Below are 21133 nucleotides of genomic sequence, written 5' to 3'. Positions count from 1 at the left end.
TCGTAGACCCCGGTGATCAGGGCGTCAATGGCAGCGCCCGGGTGACGGCGGAGGGGAGACCGGGCTGGAGGCCGGCGCCGCGCGGCGCGACCGCGCCGCCATGGTGGCATCCGCACCCCGTCCGGGCGCTGCCGGGCGAGCGGTGACGGGTCAGGGATGCATGAGAAGCAGCGGGTCGCAGGTATCGGTTCCGGCCAGCTGGGGGTTGGTCAGGTCTTTCAAACCCTTCTCGCTGTTGATGATGTAATAGCCTCCGGCGGCCCGGGGTATCACGATCAGCGTTTGATACTGCATGAGCGCCTGAGCCTTGGCGGTGGTCCCTCCATGCCCAAGAGAGCGCTTCAGCATGGTCCTGAGCATGGCGAAGAGATTGTCGTGGTGGAATCCCGGCCGGATGAGCACTCGGTAGGTGTGCGGGATGATCCCGAGCTTCTGGCTGAGGCCCCGGATCGCCACGCGCGAGTCCGCCCAATGCGCCACGGTTCGTGCGGCCAGGTTGTCCTGCGCGGCGAGGTCGTGCTGGGCTTCCAAGCGTGCCCGTGCCATATGAATGTGCAGCTGGTTGTAATGTCTGGCCGGCTTCGAGTTGATGCCCAATCCGACCGGGGTGGGAACCACGGTGGGAGGCTTGGTGGCATAGTAGTTCGCGGCACTCCAATAATTCGGTGCACTGCTGCCGCAGATCCACGAACACTCGATGCCACTGATCCGCTGCGTGGGGACGAGAATGTAGTTGACGTACTTGCTCTTGGTGCCGCCCAGCACCACGTAGTCGGCATGGTTCTGCCAGCACGTGTTCTTTTTGTGACACATCTGGCTGTGCTGCCAGAGAGAGTCGGAGTCCTTGGGACTGCCGCACTCCTTGGGATCAGGCCCTTTGGCAAGTCCCAATGAAGGCGCGGCCAGCGCGTGCTCGGCACCGGAAAGAATGCCCACACCTGCCAGCACGCTGGTGCCCGCCAGGCCGGAGAACTGGATGAACCGGCGTCGCGTCAGCTCGCTCGCCTCGTCGTTCGCCCGGTCGCTGTCACGCATGATTACCCCCGAAAACCCGCACCCTGAAGCCGCCTGTCGCCATCTGTGCATGAACTGCGGCTCCGGCCGTCTGTGCGACCGGATTCAAAGATCGACGCACTCGGCCGGGTTGATCCCCTTCCTGGCGGCCGGTAAAAGCCGCTGGCGCAGCCTTGAGTTCTCCCAGAAAAAATCGAAACCTTTCCCTCGGACGTTGCGGGAATCGCCGGATGTTCCGCTCCCGGGCGTGCACGGCGACTGACCTCGAGAAGGCAGTGATTTGTCATGGCGTTTCGCGGCGACCGGGCGGGCGCGCATTAGAATAATCCGGCACGACAAATCATGTGATATTTGGGCGAGTGCGGCAAAGGCGGATAGGGTGCCAATTCTCTGACCGCCGTGATCGTAGATCCGGGTGATCGGGGCGTCGAGGGCAGGGCGCGAGTGACGGCAGACTGGAGAGCGTGCCTTCTGTGCTTCCCGACGGCGATCCCGTCCCCGCGAGCGGCGAGCTGCCGTCCGGGGCCCTGGACGGGCTCGGCTCCCGTCCGTTCGGCTTCTACGTGCACGTGCCGTTCTGCGCGACGCGCTGCGGCTACTGCGACTTCAACACCTACACGGCGGCGGAGCTGGGCCCCGGCGCCGCGCAGCGCGACTACGCCGCCACCGCGGTCGAGGAGATACGGCTGGCCCGGCGTGTGCTGGGGGACGCCGCACCGGCCGTGGAGACCGTGTTCTTCGGCGGCGGCACGCCGACGCTGCTGCCCGCCGCCGATCTCGTCCGGATCCTCGACGCGATCGGTGCGGAGTTCGGCCTGCGGCCCGGCGCCGAGGTGACGACCGAGGCCAACCCCGAGTCCGTGGACCAGACCTACCTGAAGGAGCTGCGGGCGGGCGGGTTCACCCGGGTCAGCTTCGGCATGCAGAGCGCGGGCGAGCACGTCCTCGCCGTCCTCGACCGGCGGCACACCTCCGGCCGCCCCGCCGAGGCCGTGCGGGAGGCCCGCGAGGCCGGGTTCGACCACGTCAACCTCGACCTGATCTACGGCACACCGGGGGAGAGCGACGACGACTGGCGGGCCTCGCTGGAGGCCGCGCTGGCCGCCGGGCCCGACCACGTCTCGGCGTACTCCCTGATCGTCGAGGACGGCACCCGGCTCGCCGCCCGGATCCGGCGCGGCGAGCTGCCGATGCCGGACGACGACGTGGCGGCCGACCGCTACCTGATCGCCGAGGAGATGCTGACGGCCGCCGGCCTGAGCTGGTACGAGGTCTCCAACTGGGCCGCCGGCGACGAGGCCCGCTGCCGGCACAACCTGCTCTACTGGACCGGCGGGGACTGGTGGGGGGCCGGGCCGGGCGCGCACAGCCACGTCGGCGGCACCCGCTGGTGGAACGTCAAGCACCCCGTCGCGTACGCCGCACGCCTGGCGGAGGGGGCCTCGCCCGCGCACGCCCGCGAGGTGCTGTCGGCGGAGGACAGGGCCGTCGAACGGGTCATGCTGGAGCTGCGCCTCGCCTCGGGCCTCGCGCTCGCGGACATCGCCCCCGAGGGGCGCACGGCGTGCGCGCGGGCCCTGGCGGACGGGCTGCTGGAGGTGGAGGCGTTCAAGGCGGGCCGGGCCGTGCTCACGCTGCGCGGCAGGCTGCTCGCCGACGCCGTCGTGCGGGACCTGACTCCCTAGTCGGCGGCCGTGACGAAGTCGATCAGTTCTTCCACGCGGCCGAGCAGCTCGGGCTCCAGGTCGGCGTAGGTCGTGACCCGGCCCAGGATGTGCCGCCACGCCTCCTGGGGGTCCATCCGCCAGCCGAGAGCCGCGATCACGCCCTCCTTCCACGGCACGCCGCGCGGCACGTCCGGCCACGCGGGGATGCCGAGCGCCCGCGGCTTGACCGCCTGCCAGATGTCCACGAACGGATGCCCGACGACGAGCACGTCGTCCCCGGACACCCGGGCGGCGATGCGGCTCTCCTTCGAGCCGGGCACCAGGTGGTCCACGAGCACGCCCAGCCGTCGGCCCGGCTCGGGGGCGAACTCCTCGACGATGGCGGGGAGGTCGTCGACGCCCTCCAGGTATTCGACGACGACGCCCTCCACCCGCAGGTCGTGCCCCCAGATCTTCTCGACCAGGGCGGCGTCGTGGACGCCTTCGACGTAGATGCGGCTCCCCCTGGCCACCTGCGCGCGCAGTCCCTCGACCGCGATCGACCCCGAGGCGCTCCGCAGCGGCCCCTTCGGGCCGGTCTGGGGGCGCACCAGCGTGACCGGTTCGCCGTCGAGGAGGAACCCCGCGGGGGTCAGCGGGAACACCCGTCGCCGGCCGAACCGGTCCTCCAGCGTCACCGCCTCCTTGTCGCAGGCCACCACGGCGCCGCAGAAGCGGCCCTCGGCGTCCTCGACCACGAGGTCGGGCTCGGCCGGGATCTCGGGGATCAGCCCCCGCCGTGGCCGCCGCCAGTCTCCGGAAAGCACGTCCCGCCCGTACATGCGGGGAACGCTAGCAAATCACGCCATGCGACGGCGGGCCCCGGAACGGCGCACCAGCACGACGATCGTCACGATCACCGCGGCCAGGAAGCCGACGGTGGGCAGCGCCAGCAGCGCGAGCGCACCGCCCACCAGCCTGCCGATGTCGCCGGTGAGCTGCTTGCCGACGCCGAACCTCACCCCGTCGCCGTCGCAGGCGACCTGGTAGGTGCCCGCCTGCGGGACGCCGGCCTCGAACAGCAGCTCCCAGGTGGTGCCGTTCAGCGTGACGGTCTGGGAGGCGGCCGGCCGGGTCAGCCGCACCCGCGGGTCGGTGCCGTCGCCGAGCCGGCAGCTGACGTCGGTGGGCTGGTCGACCGCCGCGTAGATCGCGGGCTTGTCCGCGGGGTCGAGCGCGACGCTCACCGACTGCCCGCCGGAGAAGGTCGTGGTGGGCGCGACGTCGCCGATCGCGGAGAACATGCCGCCGGCGAATCCGCCGACCCCCGCCACCAGCAGGACGAGGAAGAGCGCCCAGGAAAGAAAGATCCACAGCAGGCGGGGCCGGATCGGCCGGGAGCCGCCGTACGGCGGGGGAACGGGGTGCGGCATCCGCAGGGTCGCGCCGGGCGGCGCGGCGGGCGCGGGGCGGGGGACCCGCATGGTGACGTCGGCCGGAGCGGGGTTCTGATTCTCGTACATAAGGTGAAGAGTCGACCATGCCACTTGCCGTCGATTTGCAGCCCGCTTGTCCTGGTGCCCTCCGCGTTATCGCACCACGTGGGGTGGTAGCCGTACACTTGGCACTCGGGAACACAGAGTGCCAGAGTCGGTGTTTCCAGGCACAGGGAGGTGACACATTGCTCGACGACCGCAAGCTCGCCGTTCTACGCGCCATCGTCGAGGACTACGTGTCCACCAACGAGCCGGTGGGGTCGAAGGCCCTGGCGGACAGGCACAACCTCGGCGTCTCCCCGGCGACGATCCGCAACGACATGGCGGCGCTGGAGGAGCAGGGATACATCACCCAGCCGCACACCAGCGCCGGCAGGGTGCCCACCGACAAGGGCTACCGCCTGTTCGTCGACCGGTTGTCCCAGATCAAGCCGCTGTCGGGGGCCGAGCGCAGGGCCATCGAGACCTTCCTCGCGGGGGCGGTGGACCTCGACGAGATCGTCATGCGCACGGTGCGGCTGCTCGCGCAGCTCACCCGGCAGGTCGCGGTGGTCCAGTACCCCTCGCTGACGAGGTCGTCGGTCCAGCATGTGGAGATCGTTCCGCTCGCCGAACGGCGGGTCATGCTGGTGCTGATCACCAACACGGGGCGGGTCGAGCAGCGGGTGGTCGACCTGCCCGAGGCCATCGCCGACGACCGCATCGCGAACCTGCGCGCCGTGCTCAACGCGTGCCTGGACGGGTGCGGGCTGTCCCAGGTGCCGGAGACCGTGGCCGACGTGCCCGAGCGGCTGCCCCCGGAGGACAGGCCTGCGGCGGTCACGATCCTGTCCGTGCTGCTCGAGACGCTCGTGGAGCGGCACGAGGAGAAAATCGCTTTCGCCGGTACGGCCAACCTCGCCGCCGCGGATTTCAGCGTCGGTCTGCGCGGCGTGCTGGAGGCGCTGGAGGAACAGGTCGTCCTCATCCGCCTGCTGGGCGAGACCGGCGGGCTGTCTGACATCACCGTCCGAATCGGATCCGAGAACCCCTACAGCGGGCTGCGCGGCACCTCTATCGTGGCCGCCGGATACGGTTCGGGCGACAGGGAACTGGCCCGGCTCGGAGTGCTGGGCCCGACACGAATGGACTATCCGGTGACGATGGGTGCGGTACGCGCGGTGGCGCGGTACGTCGGCCAGATCCTGGCGGGGTCATAAGTGTCCAACGACTACTACGCGACCCTTGGCGTACGGCGGGACGCCAGCCAGGAAGAGATCAAGAAGGCGTACCGCCGCCTGGCCCGTGAGCTGCACCCGGACGTCAATCCCGATCCGGAGACCCAGGAGCGGTTCAAGGAGATCAACCAGGCGTACGAGGTGCTGTCCGACGCGGGCAAGCGCCGCATGTACGACATGGGCGCCGACCCGTTCGGCGGCGGCGCGGGGGCCGGGGCCGGCGGCTTCGGGGCGGGCTTCCCGTTCAGCGACATCATGGACGCCTTCTTCGGCTCGGCGGGCGCGGCGCGGGGTCCCCGCTCGCGTGCCCGCCGGGGCCGCAACGCCACGATCCGGGTCGAGCTCGACCTGTCGGAGGCGGCCTTCGGCACGACCCGCGAGATCATGGTCGACACGGCCGTGGTCTGCGACGTCTGCCAGGGCTCCGGGGCGGCGGCGGGCACCCACCCCGACACCTGCGACATGTGTCACGGGCGCGGCGAGGTCTCGCAGGTGACCCGCTCGTTCCTCGGCCAGGTCATGACCTCCCGCCCCTGCCCCCAGTGCGGCGGGTTCGGCAGCGTCATCCGGCATCCCTGCATGGAGTGCTCGGGCGAGGGCCGGGTCAGGACCCGGCGCACGATCAAGGTCAGGATCCCGGCCGGCGTCGAGGACGGCACGCACATCCAGCTCGCCGGCGAGGGCGAGGTCGGTCCCGGCGGCGGGCCTCCCGGCGACCTGTTCCTGGAGATCGTCGAGCGGCCGCACGAAATCTTCGAGCGGCGCGGCGACGACCTGCACTGCACGGTCCACATCCCGATGACCGCCGCCGCGCTCGGCACCTCGATCACGATCGAGACCCTCGACGGACCCGAGGAGATCGACGTGCGGCCGGGTACCCAGGCCGGCCAGGTTATCCCGCTGTACGGCAAGGGCGTCCAGCGGCTCAACGAGACCGGCAGGGGCGACCTGCTGATCCACGTGAACGTCGAGACGCCGACCAAGCTCGAACCGCAGCAGGAGGAACTGCTGCGCGAGCTGGCGAAGCTGCGCGGGGAGGAGCGGCCGCCCGGCAAGTTCTCCCCGGGTCAGCAGGGCTTCTTCTCCCGCCTGCGGGACGCCTTCAACGGCCGCTGAGCTGATGGCATGAGCGAGCGGAGCGAGCGAGTCAATAGGCACAGGGTGTTTCGCTCATGCGACTTCGAGCCGCCAGGCGAGGAGGCGGCATGAGTGTTCCTGTGTTCCTGTCGGACGCGGCCGGCCGGACGGCGGACACCATCGTCCTGGACGGACCGGAGGGCCGGCACGCCGCCGCCGTACGCCGCCTGCGCCCGGGGGAGCGGATCGACCTGACCGACGGCGCGGGGCGGGTGGCCGAGTGCACGGTCACGGCGGCGGGCAAGGACTCGCTGACCGCCGAGGTGCGGCGCCGGTTCGAGGTACCGCCGCCCCGGCCGAGGCTGGTGGTCGTGCAGGGCCTGCCCAAGGGCGACCGGGGCGAGCTCGCGGTCGAGATGATGACCGAGGCCGGGGTCGACGTGATCGTCCCGTGGGCCGCCGCCCGCTGCGTCACCCAGTGGAAGGGCGACCGGGCCGCCAAGTCCCTCGCCCGCTGGCGCGCCACGGCCCGCGAGGCGGCCAAGCAGGCCCGTCGCTTCCACCTGCCCGAGGTCACCGAGCAGGCCACGACCGCGCAGGTCCGCTCGCTCGCCTCGGCGGCGGCGCTCGCGGTCGTGCTGCACGAGGAGGCCGCCGAGCCGCTGAGCCGCCTGCCGCTGCCGGAGCAGCCGGGCGACATCGTGATGATCGTCGGCCCGGAGGGCGGCGTCGCCGAGGAGGAGATCGCCGCGTTCCGGGAGGCGGGAGCCGTACCGGCCCTGCTGGGGCCCACGGTGCTGCGCACCTCGACGGCGGGTGTGGCGGCGGCGGCCGTCCTGCTGTCCCGCTGCGGCCGCTGGTGACGGCTGCCCGCGGCGGCGGGCCGGTCAGGGAGTGGGCGTCTCGCTCGCCGAGTCGAGCGTGGCCGTCTCCGTCGGCGCCGGGCTCGGAGCCGACGACGGGACGGACGTCATGGGCGGAGCCGTCGAGGGGCGGGCCGAGACCGTGGGCGCGACCGTGGGCGGCTGCGTCACCGGCGCCGGTGAGCACGACGGGGGCAGGGTCGCGTCGGGCTCGACGACGCCTTCCTGCGTCGTGGGCGTGACGCAGGGGTCGGACGGCGACGGCGACGGCCTGGTGGTCGCGCCCGTCTTGTGCGTCGGGGGCGGGCTCGGCCGCCCGTGCGACGGGCTCGGCGTGACGGGCACGATCACGAGCGGCTGTGAGGGCTCCGGGTTGGGCGGCCGGTTCACCGACGAGGTGTCCGTCCTGTCCTCGCGCTCGCCGCCGGCGGGGGAGATGCCCGTCGACTGCGCCACCTGGTCGCGCAGGCCGGGGACGACCGCCACGACCACGCCCGCCACGAGCACGGCCCCGGCGACGGCCGCTCCGACGCGCCACCACAGCATGTTCCGCAGGCCGCGCAGACCGCGCTGGTCGATCCGCCCGCGGATGATCTCGAGTCCATCGGGAGACGGCACGACCGCGTCCGCCTCCGCGCGCAGGGCACGGCGGAGCAACTCGCCGTACTCGTCGTCGGGCGGGAAGGTCATGAGAACTGCTCCAGTGCCATCCGTAGTGCGGCCATGCCGCGGGCCGTGTGACTCTTCACCGCGCCCTTGCTGATCCCCATCGCGTGCGCGATCTCGGCCTCCGACAGGTCGCCGTAGTATCGCAGCACCAGCGCCTCGCGCTGGCGGGTCGGTAAGCCGCGCAGCGCCTCGATGACGGCCGAACGCTCGAGTTCACCGATCGCGCCGTTCTCCGCGCTCGGCGCGTCCGGCAGGCCCTTGGGCGCGTACTTCTCGACGACCGCGCGGTGCCGCAGCACGGAACGCGATCGGTTCACGACCGATTGGCGAAGGTAGGCCAGTGCCTTGTCGGTGTCCCTCAGCCTGCGCCAGGCGCCGTGGATGGCGACGAACGCGTCCTGAACGACCTCTTCCGCGCTGGACACATCACGCACCAGCAGCACGGCGAGACGCACCAATGACCGATAATGAGCGCTGTAGAGCGCCGTCACGGCCATGTCGGCATCCCACCCGACGGGCACCGTCCCCAACGACCTGTCGGCCACGAGGGTCTCGGTGGTCACATCGATAGGACGCTCGTCATCCCCGGGGGGTTTACGTTCTTCCGAATCATGAGGGGGCATGGCCCAGCGGTGTCCTCGCCCGACACTAGGGGGGTTTTCTGGTGCAGTCTCGCACACTCACATTAGCTGGGGGGATCTTTGCGGTCGACAACTAACGCGACGGCTAGGCTTTCGCGCGTGAGTGACTGCCTCTTCTGCAAGATCGTGGCCAAGGAGGTCCCGGCGGACATCGTTCTGGAGGCCGGGCGCGCGCTGGCCTTCCGCGACATCAACCCGCAGGCTCCCACGCACGTCCTCGTCGTGCCCAAGGCCCATCACGAGAACGCCGCCGTGCTCGCGGCGGCCGACGACGGCCTGGCCGACGACCTGCTCAAGACCTGCCACGCGGTCGCCGTGCAGGAGGGCGTGGCCGAGACCGGCTACCGCATCGTGTTCAACACGGGACCCGGCGCGGGGCAGACCGTCTTCCACGTCCACGCGCATGTAATCGGCGGCCGGAGCCTCACCTGGCCCCCCGGCTGAGCTCCGATCCTGTGAGGAATCCTCGCGGATGGGGCGACGACGCGGCGAGGTGCCGCTCTGGGCGACGCGACGGGGCGAAGATTGGGGGGAGGGCACTAACATGGGAGGGAACTAGGGAGGCGATCAGGGCCGCAAGGGCCGCCCATGTCCGAGTCACAGCAAATCAGCAAGACCCAGGCCAAGGTAGTCATCCCCGAGGGGCAGCCGATGGTCAGCCTCCTCGGGTCGGGTGACGAGCTGCTGCGGGTCATCGAGGGCGCCTTCAGCGCCGACATCCACGTGCGGGGCAACGAGATCACGATCACCGGCAGTCCGGAGGAGAGCGGCGTCGTCGTGCGCCTCTTCGAGGAGCTGGTGGAGCTGGTCGGCTCGGGTGCCGAGCTGTCCCCCGACGCGGTCGAGCGCAGCATCCACATGCTGCGGCAGGCCACCGACCGTCCGGCCGAGGTCCTGTCCCTGGACATCCTGTCCGCGCGGGGCCGTACCATCCGCCCGAAGACGGTCAACCAGAAGCGGTACGTCGACGCGATCGACAGGCACACCATCGTCTTCGGCATCGGGCCCGCCGGCACCGGCAAGACGTACCTGGCGATGGCGAAGGCCGTGAAGGCCCTGCAGAACAAGCGGGTCAACCGGATCATCCTCACCCGCCCCGCCGTCGAGGCGGGGGAGCGGCTCGGCTTCCTGCCCGGCACGCTCTACGAGAAGATCGACCCGTACCTGCGGCCGCTGTACGACGCGCTGCACGACATGCTCGACCCCGACTCGATCCCCCGACTGATGTCGGCCGGGACGATCGAGGTCGCGCCGCTCGCCTACATGCGGGGCCGGACCCTCAACGACGCCTTCATCATCCTGGACGAGGCGCAGAACACCTCGCCCGAGCAGATGAAGATGTTCCTGACCCGGCTCGGCTTCAATTCGAAGATCGTGGTCACCGGCGACGTCACGCAGATCGACCTGCCGGGCGGCCAGGACAGCGGCCTGAAGGTCGTCCAGCACATCCTCGAGGGCATCGAGGACATCCATTTCAGCAGGCTGACCAGCGCCGACGTCGTACGGCACAAGCTGGTGAGCGACATCGTCGACGCCTACGGCCGTTACGACGCCGCGATGGCCTCGGAGCCGCGCGCGATCAACAAGCGGCCGCGGAACAACCGGCGGTGAGCACCGGCATGACGGGTGAGGAGACCCCGTGAGCATCGAGGTGGCCAACGAGTCCGGCGTCGAGGTCGACGAGTCGGCTCTGGTCGAGCTGGCCGGGCACGTCCTGGGCCGGATGGGGATCAACCCGCTGGCCGAGCTGTCGATCCTGGTGATCGACGAGGCGGCGATGGCCGAGCTGCACGAGCAGTGGATGGGGGAGCCCGGCCCGACCGACGTGCTGGCCTTCCCCATGGACGAGCTGCGGCCCAACTCTGGCGGCAGGGACGAGGACGACGCCCCCGACCCGGCGCTGCTCGGAGACGTGGTGCTGTGCCCGCAGGTGGCGGCCAAGCAGGCCGCCGAGGCCGGGCACGGCGCGCAGGACGAGCTGGAGCTGTTGTGCACGCACGGCATCCTGCACCTGCTCGGCTACGACCACGCCGAGCCCGAGGAGCACGCCGAGATGTTCGGGCTGCAGGACGAGATACTCGGCGCCTGGCGGGAGGTGCGGCGTAAGCCGTGACCAACGGCTGGCTACTCTCCGCCGTCTTCCTGATCGTGGCCGGCGGCCTGCTGGCGAGCGCGGAGACGGCGCTGACCCGCATCTCCAGGGTGCGCGCGGAGGAGTTCGTCAAGGAGGGCCGGCGCGGCGGGGTGCGACTGCAGGCGATCGTCGCCGATCCGCCGCGCTACCTCAACCTGGTGCTCCTGCTACGCCTGAGCTGTGAGCTCGTCGCCACGGTCATCACGACGCTGCTGTTCATCGACTGGCTGGGCGACCGCGGACAGGCGTACGCCGGGGCGGCCGTGGTCATGATCCTGGTGAGCTACGTCATCGTCGGGGTCATGCCGCGTACGCTCGGCCGCCAGCACGCCGAGCCGGTCGCGCTGGCGAGCGCGCCCATCGTGTACGGGCTGACCCGGATCTTCGGCCCGCTGCCCGAGCTGCTGATCCTGCTGGGCAACGCGCTCACTCCCGGCAAGGGCTTCCGCGAGGGCCCGTTCACCTCCGAGGCCGAGCTGCGCGACCTCGTCGATCTGGCCGAGCAGCGCAGGGTCATCGAGCCCGACGAGCGGGAGATGATCCACTCGGTCTTCGAGCTGGGCGACACGCTGGTGCGGGAGGTGATGGTGCCGCGCACCGACATGGTGTTCATCGAGCGCGGCAAGACGCTCGACCAGGCGCTCTCGCTCGCCCTGCGCAGCGGGTTCTCCCGCGTCCCGGTGGCCGGGGAGAACGAGGACGACGTGGTGGGCATCGCCTATCTCAAGGACATCGTCCGCCGCATCCAGGACACGGGCGACGGCGGCGTCCGCGTGGACGAGCTGATGCGTCCCGCGACGTACGTTCCGGAGAGCAAGCCGATCGACGAGCTGCTGCGCGAGATGCAGGCGCGGCAGATCCACCTCGCCATCGTCATCGACGAGTACGGCGGCACCGCCGGCCTTGTCACCATCGAGGACGTCATCGAGGAGATCGTCGGCGAGATCGCCGACGAGTACGACCAGGAGGCCCCGCGGGTCGAGTGGCTGGACGACGGGGCGGTGCGGGTGACCGCGCGGCTTCCGGTCGACGAGCTCGGCGAGCTGTTCGGCACCGAGATCGAGGTCGAGGACGTCGACACGGTCGGCGGCCTGCTGGCGCACGCCCTGGGCCGGGTGCCGATCGCGGGCTCGGAGGCGGTCGTCGGGGGCCTGCGCCTGACGGCCGAGAACCTGGCGGGACGCCGCAACCGGATCAGCACCGTCGTCGTGCGCCGCGAGGAGCCCGCGACGGGCGACGAGGTCGTGGCGGCCGACGCCGGCCACGAGTGACGACGCGCCGTCCGGCCTCTGCAAGCGTCCTTCAAGCGTGCTGCAAGTGCGCTGAGCCACTGTTGTCCCAGGCGCTCAGAAGGGGTTCGGGGCGCCTCATTGGGGAGTCCGGCGCGCCGGGAGGGGTTCGCGGCGCACCGGAGCCTCCCTTGGGGGATCCGTACATCGACGCGGGGCTCTCACCCGGCTCAGGGTGAGGGCCCCGTTTCGATTACGCAATGTGATTACCCGTACGCGGCAGGGGGAAGGAAACCTCCGGCAAAGCGGGGAGGCGGGTATGCGGATCGTCCACGCGGCCGTCGCGGGCTGCCTGGTCCTGGCCACCGGCGGCTGCGGCACGGGCGCGGTCACCTACGCCGCCGTCCGGCCCCCCGGAAAGACGGGCGACGCGAGCGGTGTGCGGACCCTGCTCGGCAGGATGGACGCCCTTCCCGACACGTTCTTCAGCCACGCGCGGGCGCCCTGGCGCCCGCCGTTCCGACCCCGAGCCCGCGCCTGCCGTCTGCTGTTCGACGCGGCCGCGGGCAGGCTCCCGCGCGAGGGGCTCAGCGGCACGGCCGCCGCCACCTACCAGGGCGCGCACGCCGGCGAGCTCGCCGGGGTCGGCGTCGCCGTCTACGACGGCGACGAGGCGGCCGGACATCTCGCCGCGCTCCGTGACGCCCTCGCCCACTGCGCGACGGCCGACGCCGGCACGCCGTACGACCGCCTGGCGGCCACGCGGACTCCGCCGGCCGGAATCGGCGGCGCGGACGCGGCCGCCCGTGCCCTCGCCGGCCGGGTCGGCGGCTACCCCTACCGCATGCACCTGGTCGTCGCCCGCTCCGGCCACACGCTGATAGCGCTCGTGCACGCGGGCCTGACCCCGCCCGACCCGGCCCGTACGGCCGAACTGACACGGCTGCTCGTCCGCGAGGTCGGTACGCTTGACGCGTGACAGAGACGCTGGACCCCGAGGACAACAAGATCATTACGCTGGCCAGGTCGACGCGGGCGCGCGGCGGCGCTCCCGAGGGCGCCGCGGTGCGCGACGAGACCGGCCGGACGTACGCCGCGACCACGGTAGAGTTGCCCTCGCTCCGGCTATCGGCCCTGCAGGCGGCCGTGGCCATGGCCGTGTCCAGCGGGGCGAAGTCCCTGGAGGCGGCCGCGGTGGTCACCGAGGCCGACGACCCGGCGGAGCCGGACCTGGCCGTCATCGAGGACATGGGGAACGGCACGCTCTTCCTGGCCGCTCCGGACGGCTCGCTGAAGGGCCGGTACATCTGACGATGAACGCCGAACCGAGCGGTTTCCGGGCGGGCTTCGCCTGCTTCGTCGGCAGGCCCAACGTCGGCAAGTCGACGCTGATGAACGCCTTGGTCGGCACCAAGGTGGCGATCACCTCGTCCAAGCCGCAGACGACGCGCCGGGCCATCCGCGGCATCGTCCACCGGCCGGACGCCCAGTTGGTGATCGTGGACACCCCCGGCTTCCACCGTCCCCGCACGCTCCTGGGGGAGCGGCTCGACAGCCTGGTGCTGTCCACGCTCACCGAGGTCGACGTCATCGGGTTCTGCGTCCCGGCCAACGAGCCGATCGGCAAGGGCGACCGGTTCATCGTCGAAAAGCTCGCGGCCGTCAAGAAGACCCCGGTGGTGGCGGTCGTCACCAAGTGCGACCTGGCCACCCGCGAGCAGATCGCGCACCAGCTTCTGGCGGTGTCCGCGCTGGCCGAGTTCGCGGAGATCGTTCCGGTGTCCGCGCAGGGGGGCGAACAGCTCGAGGTCCTCGCCGACGTGCTCGTCAAGCGGCTGCCTGAATCGCCCCCGCTGTACGCCGGCGGGGAGCTGACCGACGAGCCGGAGCAGGTGCTGGTCGCCGAGCTGATCCGGGAGGCCGCGCTTGAGGGTGTGCGGGACGAACTGCCCCACTCGATCGCGGTGGTCGTGGAGGAGATGACTCCCCGGGAGGGCCGTGACGACCTCCTCGACGTGTACGCCCACATGTTCGTCGAGCGGCCCTCGCAGAAGGCGATCGTGATCGGCCCGGGCGGCGCGAGGCTCAAGGACGTGGGCACCCGCGCCCGGCAGCAGATCGAGGCGCTCCTCGGCACCCGGATCTACCTCGACCTGCGGGTGAAGGTCGCCAAGGAGTGGCAGCGCGACCCCAAGCAGCTGCGGCGGCTCGGCTTCTACGACTGACGGGTCACCGGCGGCGCAGCAGCGCGGTGGCGGCCAGGACGGCCAGCGCGACCGAGGCCAGCAGGCCGGCGAACCAGCCGTACTGGATCGTGGGGTGCACCCGCAGCAGCCCGGAGACCTGGAAGTCGAGCCGGCCCACGAGGTCGCGCGGGTCGGCGAGGAACATGGCCAGCGCGAAGGCGGCCACCGCACCGGGCAGGATCGCCAGCCCGGTGAACAGCCAGTTTCGCGCCGCGCCGAGCACGCCGAGCAGCATGGCCGTGACCCCGGCGCCCAGCACGACCCAGCCGGAGCCCGCGTCCACGCCGCGCACGGCGTGCGTGAGCGACGCGTCGAGGATGCCGAACTCGGCGGTGAGGCCGGCCCACGGGAGCAGCGCGGTCACGGCCAGCGTGAACCCCGCGACGAACACGCCGGCGGCGCGCAGGACGCCGGCCACGCTGGTGCCTCGCCGCGGCCTGCCGGGGTGCTGCGTGGGTTCCGACACGATCACCAGGCTACGGCGCGGGGCGGCAGGTTTCAGCCCCGGCCACCGTCGGCCGGCGTGGTGAAGGGGCGCGCCGGCGGTCGGACGGGGTGTGCGGCGGCGAGTGGCCCGGCCGGTGGAACGGGGTGTGCGGCGGCGAATGCGCCGGACGCCGCGACGGTCTGGGCGGCGGCGGGTCGCCCGGGCGGTGCGGCGGCCCGTGCGGCGGCCGGCGGCCCGGGTGGCGGGGCGCCCGCGGCCTCCTCGCCGCGCCGCAGCCGTTTCCTCAGCTGGACGGCGTCCGCGCCGAGCGCGCAGACCTGCACGCCGGGGCCGGCCAGGGGCAGGGCCGCCCAGCCGTCTCCCAGGACGGCCCGCCGCTCCCGCTCGGCGTCCGGCTCGGCGTCCAGTTCGGCGGGCGGAGCCCAGGCGGGGCCCGCGAGGAGGGTCGAGCCGACGCACCGGGCATCCCCGTAGACGGCCGGGCTGCCGTCCACGGCATCCTCGCCGATCAGGAGATCCTGGCGGAGCAGAGGCCGCCCGGCCACGGTCGCGTCGAACCGCGCGTGGCCGCGCCCCGGCCGTTCGCCGTGCCGCCCGAACACGATCTCCTCCCGCCAGAAGACCGTGGCGTCCTCGGCGAGCGAGAGCCGTACGACGAGACGGTGGGCGCATCCGGCGGCGAGGACGGTCGGCTCGGGGGAGAAACGCAGGGCGGCGCCCGCCCCGACCCGCGCCCGTACGACCATGACCGAGGGGGTGTCCGCGAGGCCGGGCAGCACCAGCGTGGCGGCCACCGAGCGGACCTCCAGTGAGGTGCCGGGGGCGACGTCCACGGCGAGGTCGAGGCGGTCCCCGCGCAGCGGGCCCGCGCCCGTCGAGACGAGGTGCACCCGCCGGGGCCCGGTCTGCCGCAGCGTCAGCGGCGGGTCGGAGCGGAGCGTCTCCAGCCGGGTCCGGCCTCCGCCCGCGGCCTCGGTGCGGATCACCGCTCGCGCGGTCACGGCGCCGGATGCCATGTCAGGGCGCCGTGGCCGGGTGGGGGCCAGCGTGGGAGCCGCCGTGGGAGCCACTGTGGGCGGTGTGGTGGTGCGGTTCCCCGTGCTCGCGTCGCCAGGCGTCGACCATGGTCACCACCCACTCCGCGACGGTGTGCGCGGACCTGTCCTCCCTGATCGAGGTGAACAACACCGGTTTGCCGTCCCGTACGGCCGCCGCGTCGCGGGACATCACGGTCAGATCGGCGCCGACCATCGGCGCGAGGTCGGTCTTGTTGACCACGAGCAGGTCGGCCGAGGTCACCCCCGGCCCGCCCTTGCGCGGCACCTTGTCGCCGCCCGACACGTCGAGCACGAAGATCTGCCGGTCGGCCAGGCCCCGGCTGAAGGTGGCGGTGAGGTTGTCGCCGCCGCTCTCGACGATGACGAGGTCGAGCGGCCCGAATCGCTCTTCCAGCGTCTCGACGGCGTCCAGGTTGGCCGCGATGTCGTCGCGGATGGCGGTGTGCGGGCAGCAGCCGGTCTGCACGGCGAGGATGCGGCCGGGGTCGACGACCCCCGCGCGGCGCAGGAAGTCGGCGTCCTCGGTGGTGTAGATGTCGTTGGTCACGACCCCGAGCCGCAGGGTCGGCCCGAGACTGCGGCACAGCGCCGCAACCAGGGCGGTCTTGCCGCTGCCGACCGGCCCGCCGATGCCCAGGCGGAGCGCCCGCCCGTGCGGTTCGGCCGGGTCGTGGAGGTCGTCGTGGTGAGCGCCCATGGGGAACCTCGTCTTTCTCGTGCGATGCCTGGGTGGGAGGTCAGGAGACGAAGAGCTTGGCCGGGTTGGTCAGGTGTCCCTCCGCCAGGAGGTCGAGCGCGGGCGCGCCGTGCCCGGGCAGCGCCCCCCACGCCGCCCGCCATCCCGCGTGCCGTCCCGTGCCGCGCTCGTCCGGCTCCTCGCCGGGCTCTTCGCCGGGCTCCTCGTACGGCTCCTCGTCGAGCGGGACGGCGCCCGCGAGCGACGTACAGGCGGCGTGGGCCGTCTCGTCGAGCGCGGGCGCGAGGTCGGCGAGCAGGCGATGGACGGCGACCGGGTCGAGGCCGAGGAGCCGCACCGCGGCCGTGGCCGGGCCGGTGATCGCGGCGTAGGCGGCGGCCAGCGCGGCCTGGAGGGGCTCGCAGCCCGCGGAGGCCGCGACCGCGCCGAGCGCGACCGGATGGTGCGGGCCCTCAGGCACCGCTCGCGCGAGCACGTCCAACGCGGCCGCAGGCCACATCCGGCGGGCCGTGCGCAGCAGGAGCCGCCCCTGGGTGCGCGAGGCCTCCCGCTGGGCGGGTGAGGCGGTCCGGGCGTCGGCCTCGGCGTCCAACCGCCGCCACAGCGCCGCCGGCTCGCCCATGGCACCGGCACCGGTATCGGCACCACCGCCGGCCGCGGCTCCGGGGGCCGATTGCGCGGCGGTCCCGGAGCCGGTCTCGGAGTCGGTTACCAGGACGACCTCGGAGACCGCCAGCTCGCACGCGGCGGCGGCGAGCGCGGCGGTGACGAGGCCGGAGGTGGCGAGCCTGCCGCGCAGGAACCGCGCCAGGTCGCCGGTGCCGGTGACGGCGCCCAGCCGCACGGCCTCCTCCACGCCGCCCGAGTGCGCGTGCCCGCCCGCCGGCAGCCGGGAGTCGGCCAGCAGCAGCAGCGCCGCGTCCCCCTTCACGGCGGACATCAGAAGAGGAAGTAGCGCTGCGCCATCGGCAGCGACTCGGCCGGGGCGGGTTCGATCAGCTCGCCGTCCACGCGTACGGCGAAGGTGTCGGGATCCACCCGGATGTCCGGCAGGGCGTCGTTGAGCGGCATCGCGTGCTTGCGCCGGGCGCGGACGTCGGCCACCGGGACCAGCCGCCTGCCGACGGCGAGACGGCCGGCCAGGCCGTCCTCCAGCGCGAGCGGCGCCACGAAGTGCAGCGAGGTCGCGGCGGCGGTGACCGGGGCCGCGCCGAACATGGGGCGGGGGAGCACGGGCTGCGGCGTCGGGATCGACGCGTTCGCGTCGCCCATCTGGGCGTACGCGATGACGCCGCCCTTGACGACGAGGTCGGGCTTGACCCCGAAGAAGGCCGGGCTCCACAGCACGAGGTCGGCGAGCTTGCCGGGCTCCACCGACCCGATCTCCGCGTCCAGCCCGTGGGCGATCGCCGGGTTGATCGTGTACTTCGCCACGTACCGGCGGGCGCGGAGGTTGTCGGCGGGGCCGTCGCCCGGCAGCGGCCCGCGGCGCCGCTTCATCACGTGCGCCGTCTGCCACGTACGGATGATCGTCTCACCGACCCGGCCCATGGCCTGGGAGTCCGAGCCGATCATCGAGATCGCGCCCATGTCGTGCAGGACGTCCTCGGCCGCCATCGTCGTCGGCCGGATCCGCGACTCGGCGAAGGCCAGGTCCTCCGGGATGGCGGGGTTGAGGTGGTGGCACACCATGAGCATGTCCAGGTGCTCGTGGTGCGTGTTGACCGTGTGCGGCCTCGTCGGGTTCGTGGACGAGGGCAGCACGTTGGCGTGGGAGGCCACGGTGATGATGTCCGGGGCGTGGCCGCCTCCGGCGCCCTCGGTGTGGTAGGCGTGGATGGCCCGCCCTCCGATGGCCCGCAGGGTCGACTCCACGAAGCCGGCCTCGTTGAGCGTGTCGGTGTGGATGGCGACCTGCACCCCGGTGGCGTCGCAGACCCGCAGGCAGGCGTCGATGACGGCGGGGGTGGCGCCCCAGTCCTCGTGCAGCTTGAAGCCCGACGCCCCGGCCCTCAGTTGTTCGAGCAGCCCCTCCTCGCTGACCGTGTTGCCCTTGCCGAGCAGGGCCACGTTCACCGGGTAGGAGTCCAGGGACTCCAGCATCCGGCCGAGATACCAGGTCCCGGTCACGGTGGTGGCCTTCGTGCCCTCGGCGGGTCCTGTGCCGCCGCCGACGACCGTGGTCACGCCCGAGGCGAGCGCCTCGTCGAGGATCTGCGGGCAGATCAGGTGGACGTGGGTGTCGACCGCGCCCGCGGTGACGATCTTGCCGTTGGCCGCGAGGATCTCCGTGGACGGGCCGATGACGAGGTCCGGGTGGACGCCGTCCATCGTGTCGGGGTTGCCGGCCTTGCCGATCGCGGTGATCCGGCCGTCGCGGACGCCGATGTCGGCCTTGACGATCCCCCAGTGGTCGAGGATCACCGCGCCGGTGATGACCAGGTCGGCCGCGCCCTCCGCGCTCGTGGTGCGCGCCTGCCCCATCGACTCGCGGATGACCTTGCCGCCGCCGAACACCGCCTCGTCGCCCGCCCCGGCGGGTCCCATCGACAGGTCCTCGGTCACCTCGACGTACAGGTCGGTGTCGGCCAGGCGCACCCGGTCGCCCGCGGTGGGGCCGTACAGCGCGGCGTAGTGGGCCCGCTCGACGCTAGACATCGGTCCTCCCGTCGAGGGGACCGGCCCACTCGGGGCGCAGTCCGGGTACGACGCGGTTCCCCGCGAGCGGGACCAGCGTGACGTCGCGCTCCACCCCGGGCTCGAACCTGGTCGCGGTGCCCGCCGGGATGTCGAGGCGGGTGCCCCAGGCCGCCTCCCGGTCGAACTCCAGGCCGGGGTTGGCCGCGGCGAAGTGGTAGTGCGACCCGACCTGCACCGGCCGGTCGGCGGTGTTGACGACTCTCAGGGTGATCCGCTCCCTGCCGGGGTTCAGCGGCACGTCGCCGTCGCCGCACAGGATCTCGCCCGGCACGCCCTCGCCCGTCATGTGATCGGGTTGTGGACGGTGACGAGCTTGGTGCCGTCGGGGAAGGTCGCCTCGATCTGGACGGACTCCAGCATCTCGGGCACGCCCTCCATGACGTCCTCGCGCCGCAGGACCTTGCGGCCGGCGTCCATCAGGTCGGCGACGCTACGGCCGTCGCGGGCGCCCTCCAGGAGGAAGGACGCGATGAGGGCCGTCGCCTCCGGATGGTTGAGGCGAAGGCCGCGCTCCTTGCGCTCGCGGGCCACGCCCGCGGCGACGTGGATGAGGAGCCGTTCCTGTTCGTGTGGAGTGAGCCGCATGGCGGGACGATAGGTACCCGCGGTTTCCCCCGCGTTACCCACTGATTTCGTATGCGTATCCGGACGGCGGTGAGCCTTCGCTAATGACTTGTTAACGCCCGGGATTTCGGCGGGAAATACCGCGCACCCACCTTGACGGCAGACGGATCGGCGCGGGGGCCGTAGCGGCAAGGAGAGGCAATTGCGGAACTCATTATGGCGTGCCGGAGCGGTGTTCGCTCTCGCGGCCGCGACGCTCGCGGCGTGCGGCGGGCAGTCCTCAACAAGCGGTACATCTGCCTCATCTGGGGGTTCTGACACCATAAAAGTCGGCATCCTGCACTCCCTCAGCGGCACGATGGCCATCAGCGAGGTCACGGTCAGGGACGCCGAGCTGCTCGCGATCGAGGAGGTCAACGCGGCCGGCGGCGTGCTGGGCAAGAAGCTGGAGCCCGTCGTGGAGGACGGCGCCTCCGACTGGCCGACGTTCGCGGAGAAGGCCACCAAGCTCATCGCGCAGGACAAGGTCGCGACCGTCTTCGGCGGCTGGACGTCGGCGAGCCGCAAGGCGATGCTCCCGGTCTTCGAGAAGCGCAAGGCGCTGCTGTGGTATCCGGTCCAGTACGAGGGCCTGGAAAGCTCGCCGTACATCTTCTACACGGGCGCGACGACCAACCAGCAGATCGTCCCCGGGCTCGACTATCTGAAGGAGAAGGGCAAGAAAAAGCTCTTCCTCGTCGGCAGCGACTACGTCTTCCCGAGAACCGCGAACAAAATCATCAAGGCGTACGCCGCGGCGAACGGGATGGAGGTCCTCGGCGAGGAGTACACCCCGCTCGGGCACACCGAGTACAGCACGCTGGTCAACAAGATCGTCGAGGCGAAGCCGGACGCGGTCTTCAACACCCTGAACGGCGACAGCAACGTCGCGTTCTTCAAGCAGCTCAAGAGCACCGGGATCAGCGCCGACCAGATGCCGGTCATGTCGGTGTCCGTGGCCGAGGAGGAGGTCAGGGGCATCGGGGTCGACAACGTCGCCGGGCACCTCGTGGCCTGGAACTACTACCAGACGACCGACACCCCGGCGAACGAGAAGTTCGTCGCCGCGTTCAAGGCGAAGTACGGCGCCGACAAGGTGACCTCCGACCCGATGGAGGCCGGATACAACGCCGTCCACCTGTGGGCCGAGGCCGTCAAGAAGGCCGGGAGCACCGACGTGGAGGCCGTCAAGAAGGCCGCCGGCGGGGTGTCCCTGGACCGCCCAGAGGGCAAGGTCACCATCGACGGCGACAACCAGCACGTCTACAAGACCGCGCGCATCGGGGTCGTCCAGCCGGACGGCCAGATCAAGGAGGTCTGGAACTCCGGCGAGCCGATCAAGCCCGACCCCTACCTCAGGACGTACTCCTGGGCCGGCGGCCTGGTCTGACGGGC

Annotated in this window: 24 protein-coding genes; 12 read left to right on the top strand and 12 right to left on the bottom strand. The window is 71.8% G+C overall.

The window, feature by feature from the left end:
* Positions 1–150: 150 nt before the first annotated feature.
* The gene (locus HHX30_RS03385) at positions 151–1035 is read right to left on the bottom strand and encodes a CDP-diacylglycerol diphosphatase (protein WP_169979194.1); all 885 of its coding nucleotides are present in this window, start codon (positions 1033–1035) and stop codon (positions 151–153) included.
* A 443-nt stretch (positions 1036–1478) separates the two neighbouring features.
* On the opposite strand from HHX30_RS03385, the gene hemW reads away from it, so the two are divergent.
* A complete protein-coding gene (gene hemW, locus HHX30_RS03380) occupies positions 1479–2699 on the top strand; it encodes a radical SAM family heme chaperone HemW (RefSeq protein ID WP_169979192.1) in 1221 nt (406 codons plus the stop codon).
* Here hemW and HHX30_RS03375 read toward each other — a convergent pair.
* A complete protein-coding gene (locus HHX30_RS03375) occupies positions 2696–3502 on the bottom strand; it encodes a DUF3097 domain-containing protein (protein WP_169979190.1) in 807 nt (268 codons plus the stop codon). The two genes, hemW and HHX30_RS03375, sit on opposite strands and share 4 nt — an antisense overlap.
* Before the next feature lie 18 nt (positions 3503–3520).
* Positions 3521–4183, bottom strand: coding sequence for a hypothetical protein (locus tag HHX30_RS03370; RefSeq protein WP_169979188.1), 663 nt, complete (start codon positions 4181–4183; stop codon positions 3521–3523).
* 158 nt (positions 4184–4341) lie between these two features.
* Here HHX30_RS03370 and hrcA point away from each other — a divergent pair, with 158 nt between their 5' ends.
* From hrcA to HHX30_RS03355, 3 genes are all read left to right on the top strand, one after another.
* Positions 4342–5355 (top strand): heat-inducible transcriptional repressor HrcA, encoded by a 1014-nt coding sequence (gene hrcA, locus HHX30_RS03365; protein WP_169979186.1) that lies wholly within the window; start codon positions 4342–4344, stop codon positions 5353–5355.
* Positions 5356–6489 carry a molecular chaperone DnaJ gene (gene dnaJ / locus HHX30_RS03360; RefSeq protein ID WP_169979184.1) on the top strand — a complete coding sequence of 378 codons (1134 nt, stop codon included), beginning with the start codon at positions 5356–5358 and terminating at the stop codon, positions 6487–6489.
* Positions 6490–6578: 89 nt separating this feature from the next.
* A complete protein-coding gene (locus tag HHX30_RS03355; RefSeq protein ID WP_169979182.1) occupies positions 6579–7313 on the top strand; it encodes a 16S rRNA (uracil(1498)-N(3))-methyltransferase in 735 nt (244 codons plus the stop codon).
* A gap of 24 nt (positions 7314–7337) precedes the next feature.
* Here HHX30_RS03355 and HHX30_RS03350 read toward each other — a convergent pair whose 3' ends face one another.
* Together HHX30_RS03350 and HHX30_RS03345 are read right to left on the bottom strand one after the other, a co-directional pair.
* Positions 7338–8003 carry a hypothetical protein gene (locus HHX30_RS03350; protein ID WP_169979180.1) on the bottom strand — a complete coding sequence of 222 codons (666 nt, stop codon included), beginning with the start codon at positions 8001–8003 and terminating at the stop codon, positions 7338–7340.
* Positions 8000–8479, bottom strand: coding sequence for a SigE family RNA polymerase sigma factor (locus HHX30_RS03345; RefSeq protein ID WP_169979796.1), 480 nt, complete (start codon positions 8477–8479; stop codon positions 8000–8002). The genes HHX30_RS03350 and HHX30_RS03345 overlap by 4 nt, the downstream gene beginning before the upstream one ends.
* Positions 8480–8722: 243 nt before the next feature.
* On the opposite strand from HHX30_RS03345, the gene HHX30_RS03340 reads away from it, so the two are divergent.
* The 7 genes from HHX30_RS03340 (at position 8723) to era (ending at position 14211) form a co-directional block, all read left to right on the top strand.
* The gene (locus tag HHX30_RS03340) at positions 8723–9067 is read left to right on the top strand and encodes a histidine triad nucleotide-binding protein (protein ID WP_169979178.1); all 345 of its coding nucleotides are present in this window, start codon (positions 8723–8725) and stop codon (positions 9065–9067) included.
* A 144-nt stretch (positions 9068–9211) separates the two neighbouring features.
* Positions 9212–10234, top strand: coding sequence for a PhoH family protein (locus HHX30_RS03335; protein ID WP_169979176.1), 1023 nt, complete (start codon positions 9212–9214; stop codon positions 10232–10234).
* 28 nt (positions 10235–10262) lie between these two features.
* Positions 10263–10736 carry an rRNA maturation RNase YbeY gene (gene ybeY, locus HHX30_RS03330; RefSeq protein ID WP_169979174.1) on the top strand — a complete coding sequence of 158 codons (474 nt, stop codon included), beginning with the start codon at positions 10263–10265 and terminating at the stop codon, positions 10734–10736.
* On the top strand, positions 10733–12028 hold the full coding sequence (locus HHX30_RS03325; RefSeq protein ID WP_169979172.1) for a hemolysin family protein: 1296 nt from the start codon (positions 10733–10735) through the stop codon (positions 12026–12028). Before ybeY ends, HHX30_RS03325 begins: the two co-directional genes overlap by 4 nt.
* A 277-nt stretch (positions 12029–12305) precedes the next feature.
* Positions 12306–12965 carry a hypothetical protein gene (locus HHX30_RS03320; protein ID WP_169979170.1) on the top strand — a complete coding sequence of 220 codons (660 nt, stop codon included), beginning with the start codon at positions 12306–12308 and terminating at the stop codon, positions 12963–12965.
* Positions 12962–13297 (top strand): cytidine deaminase, encoded by a 336-nt coding sequence (locus HHX30_RS03315; protein ID WP_169979168.1) that lies wholly within the window; start codon positions 12962–12964, stop codon positions 13295–13297. The genes HHX30_RS03320 and HHX30_RS03315 overlap by 4 nt, the downstream gene beginning before the upstream one ends.
* 2 nt (positions 13298–13299) lie before the next feature.
* On the top strand, positions 13300–14211 hold the full coding sequence (gene era / locus HHX30_RS03310; protein WP_169979166.1) for a GTPase Era: 912 nt from the start codon (positions 13300–13302) through the stop codon (positions 14209–14211).
* 4 nt (positions 14212–14215) lie between these two features.
* Here era and HHX30_RS03305 read toward each other — a convergent pair whose 3' ends face one another.
* Genes HHX30_RS03305 through HHX30_RS03275 form a run of 7 tightly spaced genes read right to left on the bottom strand, consistent with a single transcriptional unit; the run spans position 14216 to position 19720 of the window.
* Positions 14216–14698, bottom strand: a complete 483-nt coding sequence (locus tag HHX30_RS03305) for a hypothetical protein (protein WP_169979164.1) — start codon at positions 14696–14698, stop codon at positions 14216–14218.
* 32 nt (positions 14699–14730) lie between these two features.
* Positions 14731–15681, bottom strand: a complete 951-nt coding sequence (locus HHX30_RS03300) for an urease accessory protein UreD (RefSeq protein ID WP_311922057.1) — start codon at positions 15679–15681, stop codon at positions 14731–14733.
* 16 nt (positions 15682–15697) lie between these two features.
* A complete protein-coding gene (gene ureG / locus HHX30_RS03295) occupies positions 15698–16435 on the bottom strand; it encodes an urease accessory protein UreG (protein WP_169979162.1) in 738 nt (245 codons plus the stop codon).
* Between the two features lie 40 nt (positions 16436–16475).
* A complete protein-coding gene (locus tag HHX30_RS03290) occupies positions 16476–17375 on the bottom strand; it encodes an urease accessory protein UreF (protein WP_169979160.1) in 900 nt (299 codons plus the stop codon).
* Positions 17375–19093 (bottom strand): urease subunit alpha, encoded by a 1719-nt coding sequence (locus tag HHX30_RS03285; RefSeq protein WP_169979158.1) that lies wholly within the window; start codon positions 19091–19093, stop codon positions 17375–17377. The genes HHX30_RS03290 and HHX30_RS03285 overlap by 1 nt, the downstream gene beginning before the upstream one ends.
* Entirely contained in the window at positions 19086–19421 is a 336-nt protein-coding gene (locus HHX30_RS03280) for an urease subunit beta (protein WP_169979155.1), read from the bottom strand. The genes HHX30_RS03285 and HHX30_RS03280 overlap by 8 nt, the downstream gene beginning before the upstream one ends.
* The gene (locus tag HHX30_RS03275) at positions 19418–19720 is read right to left on the bottom strand and encodes an urease subunit gamma (protein WP_139579487.1); all 303 of its coding nucleotides are present in this window, start codon (positions 19718–19720) and stop codon (positions 19418–19420) included. The genes HHX30_RS03280 and HHX30_RS03275 overlap by 4 nt, the downstream gene beginning before the upstream one ends.
* 211 nt (positions 19721–19931) lie before the next feature.
* On the opposite strand from HHX30_RS03275, the gene urtA reads away from it, so the two are divergent.
* Positions 19932–21128, top strand: a complete 1197-nt coding sequence (gene urtA / locus HHX30_RS03270; protein WP_311922091.1) for an urea ABC transporter substrate-binding protein — start codon at positions 19932–19934, stop codon at positions 21126–21128.
* Positions 21129–21133 lie beyond the last annotated feature (5 nt).

Origin of the sequence: Microbispora sp. H10836 (assembly GCF_012999525.1) — a bacterium.
Taxonomy (GTDB): Bacteria; Actinomycetota; Actinomycetes; order Streptosporangiales; family Streptosporangiaceae; genus Microbispora.
Note: the sequence above shows the minus strand (reverse complement) of the source record. Positions and strands in the feature narration are given on the sequence as shown.